The organism is Fictibacillus sp. B-59209 (assembly GCF_036216745.1).
In the GTDB taxonomy this organism is placed as follows: domain Bacteria; phylum Bacillota; class Bacilli; order Bacillales; family Fictibacillaceae; genus Fictibacillus_C; species Fictibacillus_C marinisediminis.
The window spans coordinates 17,943-31,248 of sequence record NZ_JARMMC010000017.1 but is presented as its reverse complement, the minus strand read 5'-3'; the positions used below and the strand labels follow the sequence as shown (position 1 = coordinate 31,248).

At 44.9% G+C, this 13,306-nt stretch carries 15 protein-coding genes and 1 riboswitch; of the genes, 10 read left to right on the top strand and 5 right to left on the bottom strand.

Features of this window, described 5'->3' with window-relative positions; genetic code table 11:
• Positions 1 to 66: 66 nt before the first annotated feature.
• Complete coding sequence (locus P4361_RS12405) at positions 67 to 1,008, bottom strand: MBL fold metallo-hydrolase (RefSeq protein ID WP_328089614.1); 942 nt, start codon at positions 1,006 to 1,008, stop codon at positions 67 to 69.
• A 113-nt stretch (positions 1,009 to 1,121) separates the two neighbouring features.
• Positions 1,122 to 1,234: riboswitch (SAM riboswitch) on the top strand.
• Between the two features lie 96 nt (positions 1,235 to 1,330).
• Between P4361_RS12405 and P4361_RS12400 the strand changes: the two genes are divergently transcribed.
• Together P4361_RS12400 and metH are read left to right on the top strand one after the other, a co-directional pair.
• Complete coding sequence (locus P4361_RS12400; RefSeq protein WP_328089612.1) at positions 1,331 to 3,178, top strand: bifunctional homocysteine S-methyltransferase/methylenetetrahydrofolate reductase; 1,848 nt, start codon at positions 1,331 to 1,333, stop codon at positions 3,176 to 3,178.
• Positions 3,171 to 6,620 carry a methionine synthase gene (gene metH, locus P4361_RS12395; RefSeq protein ID WP_328089611.1) on the top strand — a complete coding sequence of 1,150 codons (3,450 nt, stop codon included), beginning with the start codon at positions 3,171 to 3,173 and terminating at the stop codon, positions 6,618 to 6,620. Before P4361_RS12400 ends, metH begins: the two co-directional genes overlap by 8 nt.
• Before the next feature lie 112 nt (positions 6,621 to 6,732).
• Here the strand turns inward: metH and P4361_RS12390 are convergent, their stop codons facing one another.
• Positions 6,733 to 7,239: a PTS sugar transporter subunit IIA gene (locus P4361_RS12390; protein ID WP_256227093.1), complete on the bottom strand. Its 507-nt coding sequence runs from the start codon at positions 7,237 to 7,239 to the stop codon at positions 6,733 to 6,735.
• A 214-nt stretch (positions 7,240 to 7,453) separates the two neighbouring features.
• Between P4361_RS12390 and pdxK the strand changes: the two genes are divergently transcribed.
• The 5 genes from pdxK to P4361_RS12365 all read left to right on the top strand — a co-directional run bounded on the left by pdxK (position 7,454) and on the right by P4361_RS12365 (position 10,571).
• Positions 7,454 to 8,266: a pyridoxine/pyridoxal/pyridoxamine kinase gene (gene pdxK / locus P4361_RS12385; protein ID WP_265408571.1), complete on the top strand. Its 813-nt coding sequence runs from the start codon at positions 7,454 to 7,456 to the stop codon at positions 8,264 to 8,266.
• A gap of 124 nt (positions 8,267 to 8,390) precedes the next feature.
• The gene (locus P4361_RS12380) at positions 8,391 to 8,588 is read left to right on the top strand and encodes a YfhD family protein (RefSeq protein ID WP_053355731.1); all 198 of its coding nucleotides are present in this window, start codon (positions 8,391 to 8,393) and stop codon (positions 8,586 to 8,588) included.
• Positions 8,589 to 8,728: 140 nt separating this feature from the next.
• Positions 8,729 to 9,079, top strand: coding sequence for a YojF family protein (locus P4361_RS12375; RefSeq protein ID WP_062238658.1), 351 nt, complete (start codon positions 8,729 to 8,731; stop codon positions 9,077 to 9,079).
• A gap of 11 nt (positions 9,080 to 9,090) precedes the next feature.
• Positions 9,091 to 9,753, top strand: a complete 663-nt coding sequence (gene bshB2, locus P4361_RS12370; protein WP_053355733.1) for a bacillithiol biosynthesis deacetylase BshB2 — start codon at positions 9,091 to 9,093, stop codon at positions 9,751 to 9,753.
• Between the two features lie 446 nt (positions 9,754 to 10,199).
• Positions 10,200 to 10,571: an iron chaperone gene (locus P4361_RS12365; protein ID WP_328089610.1), complete on the top strand. Its 372-nt coding sequence runs from the start codon at positions 10,200 to 10,202 to the stop codon at positions 10,569 to 10,571.
• Positions 10,572 to 10,665: 94 nt separating this feature from the next.
• Here P4361_RS12365 and P4361_RS12360 read toward each other — a convergent pair whose 3' ends face one another.
• Entirely contained in the window at positions 10,666 to 10,788 is a 123-nt protein-coding gene (locus P4361_RS12360) for a hypothetical protein (RefSeq protein ID WP_255357603.1), read from the bottom strand.
• Positions 10,789 to 10,902: 114 nt separating this feature from the next.
• Between P4361_RS12360 and P4361_RS12355 the strand changes: the two genes are divergently transcribed.
• The gene (locus P4361_RS12355) at positions 10,903 to 11,307 is read left to right on the top strand and encodes a hypothetical protein (protein WP_328089609.1); all 405 of its coding nucleotides are present in this window, start codon (positions 10,903 to 10,905) and stop codon (positions 11,305 to 11,307) included.
• Positions 11,308 to 11,328: 21 nt separating this feature from the next.
• On the opposite strand, the gene P4361_RS12350 is transcribed toward P4361_RS12355, so the two are convergent.
• Positions 11,329 to 11,772 (bottom strand): NUDIX domain-containing protein, encoded by a 444-nt coding sequence (locus tag P4361_RS12350; protein ID WP_328089608.1) that lies wholly within the window; start codon positions 11,770 to 11,772, stop codon positions 11,329 to 11,331.
• 147 nt (positions 11,773 to 11,919) lie between these two features.
• On the opposite strand from P4361_RS12350, the gene P4361_RS12345 reads away from it, so the two are divergent.
• Both P4361_RS12345 and P4361_RS12340 read left to right on the top strand, forming a co-directional pair.
• Positions 11,920 to 12,204 (top strand): hypothetical protein, encoded by a 285-nt coding sequence (locus tag P4361_RS12345; protein ID WP_053355737.1) that lies wholly within the window; start codon positions 11,920 to 11,922, stop codon positions 12,202 to 12,204.
• Between the two features lie 67 nt (positions 12,205 to 12,271).
• The gene (locus P4361_RS12340; RefSeq protein WP_175501932.1) at positions 12,272 to 12,427 is read left to right on the top strand and encodes a hypothetical protein; all 156 of its coding nucleotides are present in this window, start codon (positions 12,272 to 12,274) and stop codon (positions 12,425 to 12,427) included.
• A 516-nt stretch (positions 12,428 to 12,943) separates the two neighbouring features.
• Here P4361_RS12340 and P4361_RS12335 read toward each other — a convergent pair.
• On the bottom strand, positions 12,944 to 13,168 hold the full coding sequence (locus tag P4361_RS12335) for a hypothetical protein (protein WP_328089607.1): 225 nt from the start codon (positions 13,166 to 13,168) through the stop codon (positions 12,944 to 12,946).
• Positions 13,169 to 13,306: the final 138 nt, after the last annotated feature.

Sequence of the window (13,306 nt, the reverse complement as noted above, 5' to 3'; positions counted from 1 at the left end):
CCACCTTTAAAAGTGTTAGTGTAGTGTATGATAAATGTCCCTTAAAGGTGAAAAACGGGAATCAGGCTATTGCGGCTGCTCCTTTCCACTTTTCCACCATGTCTCCCCGAGCAACAGTACCTTAAGCCTGTGATCTTTCAGTTCTTTTCTTCCCCATTCTTTATGCAAACGCTCCAAGGCTTCAGGCCCTGTATCATCCGCCAGCCTGTAAGCTCCGTAATGCATTGGAATACAGTAGGCTCCCTTTGTTTCCTGAAAAGCTTTCACAGCATCTTCAGGATTAATATGCGATATTTTCATAAACCACTCCGGTTCATAAGACCCTATCGGCATAAGAACGGTATCGAGTTCAAATTGATCTCCAATCTCCTCAAAGCCTCTGAAATACCCGGTATCTCCTGCAAAATAAAGTGTTTCACCTGTCTTCATGTCTTGAATGACCCATCCTCCCCAGTGAGAAGTATTCATATCAAATGCCGTCCTCCTGGTCCAATGCTGAGCAGGGACGAACGTGAGCGACAGCCCCTTTTCAGAAAAGTTATCCCACCAATTAGCTTCGAATACCTTCTCATATCCTTTTTTCTGAAACATTGATTTCAAACCTGCTGGCACGTAAAAGGAAATATCTCCTGTCAGATTTTTAATACTTGGAAAGTCAAGGTGGTCGTAGTGGCCATGGGAGATGAGGACGAGATCGATCTCTGGCAGGTGGCTGATGGGAATTCCGGGATCAGTCAGCCGCTTTTGCAGCCCCATCTTTTTTGCCCAGACAGGATCGGTCAGAATATTGCATCCGCCCATCTGAATGAGAAAAGTAGAATGGCCGATCCATGTGATGGAATGATGCTGCCGGTTTTCTTTTAATCTGCTGATCTCCTTTTTCGGGCTTTGCGGAATCTGCTGAGCTAAATCTTTTTTGTTGCCGCGCCTTTCTCTTCTCCACCGCAGCAAATCTTTAAATGTATGTGTGTTTTGTATCCCGTCAAGGTTGGTATACTTATTCTTCATTATAGGAGTCCCCCTTTGATAAAAACTCAACCATTTTTTTCATTTGAAAAAGCTATTGAAATCTTCCAACAATTATTGTAAGGTATAGAGAATTAATTTTATAGCTATTTGGTTTCTTATCCAGAGAGGTTAAGGGAATGGCCCGTTGACACCTCAGCAACCTTCAGCTCTGCAGCTGAAAAGGTGCTAAGTCCAACAAGTTCGAATCGAACTTGGAAGATAAGAAGAATGACCTCGAACTTTCAAAGTCTTCTTCTTTAAGAAGGCTTTTTTTATTTTATTGGGCCGCTGGAAGATACCGAACTAACAGGAGGACCGCATAATGGGATTATTGAAAGATCTTGAAGACAAAATCTTGATTGCCGATGGGGCAATGGGAACACTTCTCTACTCGTATGGAACGGATTGCTGTTTTGAGCAGCTGAATCTGACGCACCCTGATCAGATTCAGTCCATCCACCAGGCTTACATACAGGCCGGTGCAGATGTCATTCAGACCAATACGTACAGCGCCAACTATATTAAACTGCAAAGATATGGATTGGAGGAGCAAGTCAAAGAGCTGAATAGTGCGGCTGTAAGACTTGCAAAAAAAGCAGCTGCCAATGAAGCGTATGTACTGGGAACCATCGGAGGAATCCGTGGAACGGGCCCAAGCTCACTTACGATTGAAGAAATAAAGAGAAGCTTTAGGGAACAGCTCTACTGTCTTCTGTTGGAAGGAGTGGATGGCCTTCTTCTTGAGACCTTTTACGATTTGGAAGAATTGGAAACCGTTCTTGAAATTGCACGCAGCCAGACCAGCATTCCGATCATCTCGCAGATTTCTTTGCAGGAAGTCGGTATTCTAAACGACAGAACACCCATCAATACAGCGATTAGACGCCTTGAAGATTTAGGAGCGGATGTCGTAGGGCTGAATTGCCGTCTTGGGCCCTTTCATATGATCAAGACACTTGAGGAAGTGGAAATTCCCAAGCATGCCTATCTTTCCTCTTATCCGAATGCAAGTCTTCCTTCCTATGTGGACGGAAAATTTCAGTATGAAGGAGATGCGGAGTATTTCAAGAACAGTGCTTCACTTTTCAGAAACCAAGGCATCCGCCTGCTCGGAGGCTGCTGCGGAACAACTCCTGCTCATATTGAGGCTTTCGCTGAAGAGCTTCATGGACTGAAGCCTGTTACCGAAAAGGAAGTCAGACAGCGCCCAGAGCCTATTGCCGTTGTTGAAACGAGGCAGAAACCTGGGATTTCCCTGCCTGATATTCTAAAAGAAAGGCGATCGGTCATCGTTGAGCTTGATCCTCCCCGCAAGCTTGATACCTCCCGTTTTTTTGAAGGAGCAAAGGCATTGAAAGAAGCCGGGGCAGATGCCATTACGCTTGCAGACAACTCGTTGGCATCACCAAGAATCTGCAATACCTCCCTATCTTCTTTGGCTAAGGCACGGACTGGAGTCCAGCCGATCGTTCATCTCGCTTGCCGAGACCGGAATATTATCGGTCTGCAGTCTCATCTCATGGGGCTGCATACACTCGGACTTCACGATATTTTGGCAATTACCGGGGATCCGGCAAAGGTAGGCGATTTTCCGGGAGCTTCAAGCGTCTATGATGTTACCTCCATAGAACTGATCAAAATGATCAAACAGTTTAACGAAGGGGTTTCACTTTCCGGAAAAGACTTGGGACAAAAAACGCAATTTACCGTCGGTGCCGCCTTTAATCCAAATGTGAAGTCACTGGAAAGAGCGGTTCAGAGGGCAGAGAAAAAAATAGAAAGCGGCGCCGACTACTTTATCAGCCAGCCGGTGTACTCTGAAGAGAAACTGCTGGAGTTCCACGAAGCTGTAAAAGATCTGCCGGTTCCTTTCTACGTTGGGATTATGCCGCTCACCTCAAGCCGCAATGCTGATTTTCTTCATTATGAGGTGCCGGGCATCAAACTGACAGACGATGTGCGTGACCGTATGGCGAAGTTTAAAGACGACCCAGTTTCCGCAGCAAGGGAAGGCCTTGCCATCTCAAAATCTCTGATAGATGCCGCTTCTGAACTGTTTAATGGCCTCTATCTGATCACTCCATTCATGCGATATGAATTGACGGCTGAACTGACGGAGTATGCCTACGAAATTGACCGCAAAAAAACAAGGAGGATTCAGAATGTCTAATCAAACCCTTCAACAACAGCTTAAGAATAAAATACTGATCATGGACGGGGCAATGGGCACCATCCTCCAGCAAGCCAATCTGACTGCCGAAGACTTTGGCGGAGAAGACCTGGACGGCTGCAATGAAAACCTGAACTTTACCCGTCCTGATGTAATTCTGGATGTCCATTTGCAATATTTAGAAGCAGGTGCTGATATCGTTGAAACCAATACGTTCGGGGCCACTGATATTGTGCTCGACGAATACGGCCTCGGCTATAAAGCATATGAAACGAACAAAATAGCAGCAGAGATCGCGCGGGAAGCTGCCGATAAGGTCTCCACTCCTGATTGGCCCCGCTTCGTTGCCGGATCAATGGGACCAACAACAAAAACGTTGAGCGTTACAGGAGGCGCAACATTTGAAGGGCTGACCTCTTCCTATGAAGAACAGGCAAAAGGCCTTCTGGACGGCGGGGTTGATTTGCTTCTCCTCGAGACCAGCCAGGATATGCTCAATGTTAAAGCAGGTTTTATCGGCATTAAACGGGCGTTTAAATCAGTCGGAAAGGAAGTCCCGCTCATGGTGTCAGGCACGATTGAGCCGATGGGTACGACACTGGCCGGCCAATCGATTGAAGCCTTTTACATCTCGCTTGAGCACATGAAACCTTTGGCTGTAGGGCTCAACTGTGCAACGGGGCCGGAATTTATGACCGACCACATCCGCTCCTTATCCGCACTGTCTCTTTCAGCGGTAAGCTGTTATCCGAATGCCGGCCTCCCGGATGAAGACGGGAACTATCATGAAACACCAGAAACTCTCGCAAAGAAAATCAGCGCCTTTGCCGCAGAAGGCTGGCTCAACATCGCCGGCGGCTGCTGCGGCACGACACCAGACCATATAAGGGCCATCGCAGAAGCGTTAAAACCGCTGAAGCCGCGTACTGTCCCAGAAAGCCATTCCCATGCCGTGTCGGGGATTGAGCCGCTGATCTATGATGATCCATCCATGCGCCCATTGATGGTCGGCGAACGTACCAATGTTATCGGTTCACGAAAATTTAAGCGGCTGATCGCCGAAGGCAAGTTTGAAGAAGCGGCAGAGATCGCCCGCGCGCAAGTTAAGAAAGGCGCGCATGTCATAGATATCTGCCTTGCGGATCCTGACCGTGAAGAGCTTCAGGATATGGAGAATTTTATTAAGGAAGCTGTAAAAAAAGTGAAAGTGCCTCTTGTTATTGATTCAACGGACGACGAGGTGCTGGAGATAGCCCTGAAATACTCGCAGGGAAAAGCCATTATCAACTCTATTAACCTAGAAGACGGCGAGGAGCGGTTTGAGAAAGTTGCCCCTATCATCTCCCGTTACGGAGCAGCCGTTGTTGTCGGTACGATCGATGAAAAAGGCATGGGGGTCACAACAGACCGAAAGCTCGAGATCGCCAAACGATCCTACGATCTGCTTGTGAACAAATACGGAATCTCTCCGAGCGATATTATTTTTGATCCTCTCGTCTTCCCTGTCGGAACAGGAGATGAACAATACATCAGTTCTGCCAATGCGACAGTGGAAAGTTTGAGAAAGCTGAAAGAAACACTTCCTGAATGCCAGACAATCCTTGGCATCAGCAACGTATCGTTCGGTCTCCCGCCGGTCGGCCGGGAAATCTTAAACGCGGTATATCTATATGCCTGTACACAGGCTGGGCTCGACTACGCGATCGTCAACACTGAAAAGCTGGAACGCTATGCTTCTATCCCAGAAAAGGAAGTAGAGATGGCAAAAGCCTTGCTGTTTGAGACGAACGACGAGAATCTGGCAGCCTTTACAGAGTTCTACCGAGGCAAGAAAAAGGAGGCAAAAACTCCGGTCTTGGAACTGCCTCTTGCTGAGCGCCTCGCCTTTTACGTGGTCGAAGGAACGAAAGAAGGACTCATTCCGGATCTTGACCTTGCTCTGGCACAGTATGATGCGCCTTTGGAAATTATAAATGGACCTCTTATGGCCGGGATGGAAGAAGTCGGCCGGCTCTTTAACGATAATCAGCTCATCGTAGCTGAAGTCCTCCAGAGCGCTGAAGTGATGAAGGCTGCCGTCGCCCACCTCGAGCCCCATATGGAGAGCAGCGGTGCGGTCAGCACGAAAGGTAAGGTCGTTTTGGCCACGGTTAAAGGGGACGTCCATGATATCGGCAAAAACCTTGTAGATATTATCCTTGGCAATAATGGATTTGAAGTGGTGGATCTCGGAATTAAAGTTACGCCGCAAGAACTGATTCAGGCCATTCAGAGGGAGAAGCCCGATGTGGTCGGCCTTTCAGGATTGCTTGTAAAATCTGCTCAGCAAATGGTGCTTACCGCTTCCGACCTGAGAGAGTCGGGTATTTCCGTCCCAATTCTTGTAGGAGGCGCCGCCTTGACACGTAAGTTTACAGAAAACCGGATTGCTCAGGAATATCAGGGGACTGTGCTTTACGCCAAGGATGCGATGGACGGATTGAGCCTTGCAAACAAGCTTCAAAAAGGAGAAGTTTTTGAAAAGCCTGTGGCGAAAACACCTGCCGCGCCTGTTACAGAAGCCACACCGTCCGGAGGAGGTACCGGCACCGCTGTTGCTGAGGCCGTCAGAGTTCGACCTTCCGTTAATCAGAGTTTAAAAGTATTTGTTCCAAAAGATACGGAACGCCATGTGTTTAAGTCTTTCCCGCTCTCTTCTGTAGTTCCGTACATTAATCTGCAGATGCTGCTCGGACACCATTTAGGAGTGAAAGGAAAGGTTTCACGGCTGCTCGCCGAGAAAGACGAACGGGCACTGGAAATAAAAGGAATCGTCGATGAGCTGCTTCGGGAGAGCCAGGAGAAAAAACTAATCGATCCAGCAGCACTGTATCAGTTTTTCCCTTCACAGTCGGATGGGCAGAAACTTTATATTTATGATCCAAACGATACATCCCATATCATTGAGACGTTTGAGTTTCCACGCCAGACAAGAGAACCGAACCTCTGCTTGGCAGACTACGCCAAGCCCGTCGGCAGCGGCGAAATGGATTATGTCGGGTTCTTTGCGGTAACTGCTGGAAGCGGCATCCGCGAACGGGCTCAGCAGCTTAAAGCCGAAGGCCGTTTCCTGGAAAGCTTTGCGCTTCAATCGCTTGCTCTTGAAACTGCGGAAGGATTGGCTGAACTCATTCACCGCCAGATGAGGGATAAATGGGGGTTCCCTGACCCTGTTACCCTTTCGATGCAGGATCGTTTTTCCGCGCGATACCAAGGCCAGCGCTTCTCGTTCGGTTATCCAGCATGCCCGGATCTTGAAGATCAAGCAAAGCTGTTCAAACTTCTTCAGCCTGAAGAAATCGGCATTCAGCTGACAGAAGGATTCATGATGGAGCCCGAAGCCTCCGTCACAGCTCTGGTTTTCTCCCACCCTGAAGCCCGCTACTTCAATGTGCTGGTTTAAAGGAATTTTTGCTTACGGGCGCATTACGTAAATTTACGGGCGCCGGCAGGTTTCTACTCCAAAATAAAGAGACCGATCAAAGGTTTCTTATGCTTTTGATCGGTCTCTTTTATTATTTAATGTCACTGATTTGCATAATCTTAGTGGTGCCGGCTTGGGCATGTTCGCTTTGGAACTTCTCAATCGCCCCTGCCTTATCACCATTCGTAATGATAACTGGAGTAACGGTGCTTTTCGCTTTTTCCTTGACGAGATCAACATTAAACGAGATCAGCGGCTGTCCCGTTCTTACACGGTCTCCTTCTTTAACAAGAGACGTAAAGCCTTCCCCTTTCATCATGACCGTTTCAAGACCGATATGAATAAGAATCTCCATTCCTGATTTTGTTTTAATGCCGACAGCATGCTTGGTCGGGAACACCTGAAGGATTTCACCATCAACGGGAGACAACAGCTCACCGTCTTCCGGCAAAATCGCGATGCCATCACCCATCATTTTTTCAGAGAAAACAGGATCCGGCACATCTTCTAGGCCTATGATCTCCCCGTTTAATGGTGAAACAATGATTTCTTCTGTAGGCGCTTCATTTTCTTTTTTACCAAATAATTTTTTCAGCATGAGATCACCTTCTTCATTTAATTTGTTTGTTACATAGTAAAACATAGGTTGACCGTACGAAGCAAAGAAAATCTGTCTGCTGTTACTTTTCACTTTTTCAGGTCAGGTTAAACGAATATTATAGGAAATCATGAATTTTGTCTCGCTGGCAATCATTGTTATAATAGAATACATAGATGAAATTTAAAAGACAGGCATAAAAGGAGATTGGACAATGAGTAAGTTTAAAGCATTAACCATTGCCGGTTCTGACACAAGCGGCGGAGCTGGTATTCAGGCGGATTTAAAGACATTCCAGGAGCTCGGAGTTTACGGCATGACAGCCATCAATGTCGTTGTGGCCCAGGATCCTCACAGAGACTGGTACCATGAAGTATTTTTACTTCCTCTTGATTTGTTCAAAGCACAGCTTGAAACCGTTCTGGCAGGAATCGGAGTGGATGCTGTAAAAACCGGTATGCTTGCTTCTGTTGATGTTATTAAGGCCACTGCAGAAGCTATTGATAAATATGATATAAAAAATGTGGTCGTTGACCCAGTAATGGTATGTAAAGGTGCAGAACCGCTTCAGCCGGAACTCGCAGACACGCTTCAGAATGTTCTTGTACCGAAGGCCACCGTCGTCACGCCGAACCTTTTTGAAGCTGCCCAGCTTAGTGGAATGGCTCCGATTACAACTGTTGATCAAATGAAGGAAGCCGCTCAAAAGATCCAGTCTGCCGGCGCTAAATATGTCATTGTTAAAGGCGGCGGCAAGCTTGCTCACGAAAAAGCAGTCGACGTTTTGTTTGATGGCGATAATTTCGATATTCTTGAATCTGAACGAATCGATACGACCTATACTCATGGAGCAGGCTGTACGTATTCTTCTGCAGTAGCTGCAGAATTAGCCAAGGGGAAATCAGTAAAAGAAGCGATCGCCGTTGCAAAAGACTTTATTACAGAAGCAATCCGCAACTCGTTCCCGCTGAATCAATATGTCGGGCCGACCGACCACAGTGCATACCGCAACTCCAAAATTAAATAAACCATACAGAGAGCAGACATCATTTGTTTTGCTCTTTTTTTATTCATGAGATTTATCCTGAATAAAAACATCCTGAACTTGGGATTCTACTCACATATCATTTTAAGAAAAAGGTGGGTTAACCATGGGCAGAGGCAACAGCCATAAACAGCCGGCACGTGATAAAAACAAAGCCAAACTTCCTCAAGTTCCGAAAAATGAAATCGTGCACGACAATCAGGAAGTGGAACTGGCAAAAGAACTGACTTCACACTATGAATTGAAATCACCTCCAGGCTTTGATCCGACAGAAGTGGTGCGTAAGGATGAAAAAAAGAAATAGAAAGCTGAAAGAGGGATTAAACTTTTTAATGCCTCTTTTTTATGCTTAGTATTTCGATCTCTTTGCTAAGCAGTTTATTTAACGCTTTGCCATCCTTAAAGTATAATGATTGAAATGAAGCTTTTTGAGGAGGGAAAACCTTGCAGCCGATTACACCAGAAACGGTTCAAAATGAGATTGATCAATTCTTGAACCGGGACGTTTATTTGCATTTGGAAACAACAAATGGAGCATACGCCTCTCATTTTAATCAGTCTTTTTTTTCAGTGGGCGCTTATATACGCAACGCGAAAATAAATTTTGAGCGCGGAGTGATTACGGGAGAAAAATCTCCTTATCGTGCAGGATTAAAAATTAACATCGGGTGGGTTTACGCTGAAGGTTTGACGCATTGGGAAGTCAACGAAGACGGACAGCTCCTGCTTGCAGGGCACGATGCAGAAGGTAAATTAGCCGTCGCTCTTCAGCTCAGCCCTCATCCGTTTGAATAGGAGGTAAACGTATGTCACACGAACATGTTTTAGTCGTTTTTCCACATCCTGATGATGAAGCTTTCGGCGTCTCAGGCACCATTGCGATGAATACAAAAAAGGGAGTCCCAGTCACCTATGTCTGCCTGACTCTTGGCGAGATGGGGCGAAATATGGGGAATCCACCGTTTGCCACCAGAGAATCCTTGCCAAAGATCAGAAAAAAAGAGCTGGAACAAGCCGCTAATGTCTTGAACATCGACGATTTAAGAATGTGGGGGCTGCGGGATAAAACGGTTGAGTTTGAAGATCCGAAAACGTTGGCTGCACGAATCGGAAACGTGATCGATGAACTGAAGCCTTCACTCATCATTACGTTTTATCCCGGCTATAGCGTCCATCCTGACCATGAAGCTACCGGGGCCGCTGTCATCCGAGCGGTTGAACAGCTTCCTGAAGATCAGCGGCCGGACGTTCATTGTGTCGCATTCTCGAATGATTGCTATGAAATGCTCGGTGAGCCCGATGTGATCAATGACGTGAGTTCCGTTTCCGATCAAAAGCTTGAAGCGATTAAAGCCCACCGTTCCCAAACCGAATGGATCATTGCCGCCATGGCGGAAGAAAACAAAGACAAAGTTCCAGAAGTGTTAAAACGCATCAACAGAGAACAGTTTTGGACCTATAAATTCTAAAAGAAAAAGGCTGACGCCAGAAAGACACTTTTACGTGTACTTCCGGGTCAGCTTTTTTTGTATTATATAAGTAAGCGTAGTGAATGAACGTACGAAGACGATGCCGCCGTATTATTTGCCGGGCGCAAATCTTCAATAAGCATTGTGATCTTTCTTTATGTTTAGGGCGCGTTACTTTAAAAAGGTAAAGGATTAGGATCATGTTACAATTGGTTTCATAGTAGGATTTGGTGTTATATAGAATTGAAACGGAGAAAAATAATAACAGGTGCAGCTTCTGTAAATCACCCAAGCTGGCTACAGCGCTTCTTCACTCTTGTCCCGAATTCAATGGACTGAACCAGTTAATTACGAATTGCTAGAGAAGATAATTGAATTTAATATCAAGGATAAGGCTGAGAATTCGAATTTTTGGCGGCAATAGCATAATATAGAAGGAGGAAGTCATGGGATTTTTCGCAAAATATTTAGCAGGTATCGACAACCCCGACCACCGCGACCGAACAGAGGAAATTTTGGCGTGGGTTGCTAATAAATTCCCAAATTTGGAACCGCAAATCAAGTGGAATACGCCAATGTTTTCCGATCACGGCACATTTATCATCGGCTTTTCCACAGCGAAGCATCATTTGAGCGTTTCACCCGAAGAAGTAGGCATTGCGCACTTTGCCGATGACATTGCACAAGCTGGCTACAGCGCTACCAAAGGCTTGTTTCGAATTCCGTTGAATGAGCCGGTAAATTACGAATTGCTTGAGAAAATGATTGAATTTAATATTCAGGATAAAGCAGAATATACGAATTTTTGGCGGAAATAATACATCACGCCTTATCAAAAAACGCATGACATGAAAAAAGGAGAGCACATATTATACATGACTAATATGTGTTCTCCTTTATTTTTGAGGATTTTTATAATTTAGGTCTTGATAATAAAATTCTGGAGGAACAGAGGACAGGTCTTCTAACTCCAGCGGCTTCCCTATCAATCGCCTCTTTGATGCGCTGTTCCGCCATCAAAAATGCAAAATCCATAGGTAAAGGCTCCTTTCCTGCGAGTGTTTAACCTATTTTCATTATACTACACAGTACTATCTCCTCCCCTCCCGCCATAGGATTAAGTAAGGAAATAAGAGGGGGCTTAGAACTGTGAAAACAAAAAGTGGACAAGTTACCGAAGAGATGGTTTCCCGCTTTCACGAGCTGAACCAGCAGGCAAAAGCGATCGATGCCGAGCTTTCAGAACTAAAGAAGAAATTTAACAGTCATTTTGATTATATGTGCGGCGAAAGTGAAAAAGGCGAAGTTTTGTATGGCAGTTATAAACTTCAGCGGCAGATCCGTAAATCAGAAAGTCTTCATACGGAAAAAACGGTTCAAAAACTCGAAGAACTCAACCTTCAGGACTGTATCATTATAACGAAGCAGCCTGACAAACAAAAGATTGAAGCGGCCATGACACTCGGCCTTATTCCTCAAGGTGAACTGGATGATTGCTTACTGCGGAAAATAACACCGGTCATTGTTGTAAAAGAAATGCCAAGCGTAAAATGAAAAGAGCCGGCTGGGCTCTTTTTATTTTGGCTCAAAAGCCTGTGCGACCGCCCATGCCTGATGCTCATGATGCAAAAGCTCCTGGGCTTCTGAAATAGGAATCCACTCCAGCTCGTGATCCTCTTCAATCGGATCGAGCATCCATTCCGCCAGCTCCGCGAGATAAAAATAACTGTCAGCAATCATTGGGGTCTGGTCCTGCTGAGTGATGTAATATTTTTCTGCATTTCCTATGTACTTCTTGATGAGAATATCATGCCCCAACTCTTCAAGAGCTTCACGCTGCAAGCATTCTTCTAACGACTCTTCTCCTTCCATTCCGCCTGCAAGAAAATAGCCCTTCGGCGTTTTCATCACGGCAAGCATTTCCCTCTGTTCATCAAAGATAATGGCATAGACGCCTTTTCTCCGTATGTATTGCTTCCCAATTTCTTTCCTGCCGAAAAATGGTTTTTGATCATTCATTCTCTCCTCGCTCCTTTTATTTAGTGCCAGGCACCTGAATGTAAAAAGCGGTGCCTGGCACCGTTCAAAGATGAATTTTAGTATAAATGAATAGTTTCATAGTTTTTTGGAAATGATAGTTTTAAATAAGCTTAAGGGGATGAGCGGATGAACATTTATGAATATACGGTGATGAATGTTGTGATGGCCTTTGAAGAGAAGGATTTAAATATTATAGATGAGCATTTAATGAAGATTGCCTATAAAGTAGCGGATGATTTTACGAAAGACCAGATCGATGTCTCTTTGATTACTTCCATTAAGATGGATATCATGCCAGGCATTATACACATTGAAGCCGGACCTCATGACTGGCAATTCGACCTGGATGGGAATTACATCGGCAACGGATTATTTAATGATGTCACTGTTGAACTTGTCGGTATGGTTTAAAACTTCGCCAAACAGAACATAATTTTTAGGTAACACCATTTTCAGCCAAAAGAAAGGAAGAACAACTATGTCTCGAGGTAAAGAGTTTGAACAGAAGAAAAAAGGACATCCCGGGAATTTTCCCGAAGGCAGCATGACCGCTAAGCAAGGAAAAGAAAAAGCAGAAGTCGATCCATATATCGTAACGAACGAGGCGTTTAAGAACCGAAAAGAAGAAGAGTAATTAAAAAAGCGAAAGCGGCCTGCTAAGGTCCGACAAGCGCTGGAACTAGACACCACTTCAATGCTTAACTTGAGAAAGCCGCTGGTACAGATACCGGCGGCTTTCTCTATGGGACCCGGCTCGATCGGCCGTTTGAAATAAATGAGTCTGATTTTGTCGTATGGGGTCGAACATAAACCGTTCGATAATAAAAGAAGGCTTTTCAATAATAAATCGGCTGTTTCGATAATAAAATCTGCTTTCCGATAATAAATTCTAAGTTTTCGATAATAAAAATCTGAAAGAGCGATTTTGCGGGTAAAAGAGCTAGTTTCTGCACCAAATTTCACTTACAAAAGTAATTGAAAAAGCTAAAATCCCCTTTTAACAAGCTGCCTAAGGAGCACAACTTGAAAATTTACTCAAAATCATTCATTTTCCTCTTAAAAAGTGCCTCTATGGCTGGTTGATTGTGTGATTTCCATTAAAAAAGAAGAAACACCTTCAAAGGGTGCTTACTTCTCATATGCAATCAACTTAAGGAAGCGGCTCGACGGCTACATTTCCTACCGCTACAGCCTCAGTATAGACATTGGTACTGCTTTGGCGCAAACGCAAATTTGCATTTCCTGTTGAACCTGAGTTTAATTGAACATTCATTACCTTCTGTCCGTTGCCGGATGCATCCGTGGTAATGGAAAAGTTGCTGCTGTATCCATAGGCAGAAAGGCCAGCTTCCATCCGCATTTTGGACCTTGGCAATCTGTGTGCCTGATCGGTTATCCTTATTTGGAAAATACAGCTTGTCGGTAAAACTGCCTGATGATCAAAAGAATAAGTAAATACATACTGAAATTTAATTATTTGTAAATTATGAATACTTTTGGAAAGACAGTTCTT

Bases quoted from the DNA above. Each gene is read 5' to 3' on its own strand.
- P4361_RS12390 (WP_256227093.1), bottom strand. From the start codon at position 7,239: ATGCTGAAAAAATTATTTGGTAAAAAAGAAAATGAAGCGCCTACAGAA.
- bshB2 (WP_053355733.1), top strand. From the start codon at position 9,091: ATGTCACACGAACATGTTTTAGTCGTTTTTCCACATCCTGATGATGAA.
- P4361_RS12405 (WP_328089614.1), bottom strand. From the start codon at position 1,008: ATGAAGAATAAGTATACCAACCTTGACGGGATACAAAACACACATACA.
- metH (WP_328089611.1), top strand. From the start codon at position 3,171: ATGTCTAATCAAACCCTTCAACAACAGCTTAAGAATAAAATACTGATC.
- P4361_RS12380 (WP_053355731.1), top strand. From the start codon at position 8,391: ATGGGCAGAGGCAACAGCCATAAACAGCCGGCACGTGATAAAAACAAA.
- P4361_RS12340 (WP_175501932.1), top strand. From the start codon at position 12,272: ATGTCTCGAGGTAAAGAGTTTGAACAGAAGAAAAAAGGACATCCCGGG.
- P4361_RS12350 (WP_328089608.1), bottom strand. From the start codon at position 11,772: ATGAATGATCAAAAACCATTTTTCGGCAGGAAAGAAATTGGGAAGCAA.
- P4361_RS12400 (WP_328089612.1), top strand. From the start codon at position 1,331: ATGGGATTATTGAAAGATCTTGAAGACAAAATCTTGATTGCCGATGGG.
- pdxK (WP_265408571.1), top strand. From the start codon at position 7,454: ATGAGTAAGTTTAAAGCATTAACCATTGCCGGTTCTGACACAAGCGGC.
- P4361_RS12345 (WP_053355737.1), top strand. From the start codon at position 11,920: ATGAACATTTATGAATATACGGTGATGAATGTTGTGATGGCCTTTGAA.
- P4361_RS12365 (WP_328089610.1), top strand. From the start codon at position 10,200: ATGGGATTTTTCGCAAAATATTTAGCAGGTATCGACAACCCCGACCAC.
- P4361_RS12360 (WP_255357603.1), bottom strand. From the start codon at position 10,788: ATGGATTTTGCATTTTTGATGGCGGAACAGCGCATCAAAGAGGCGATT.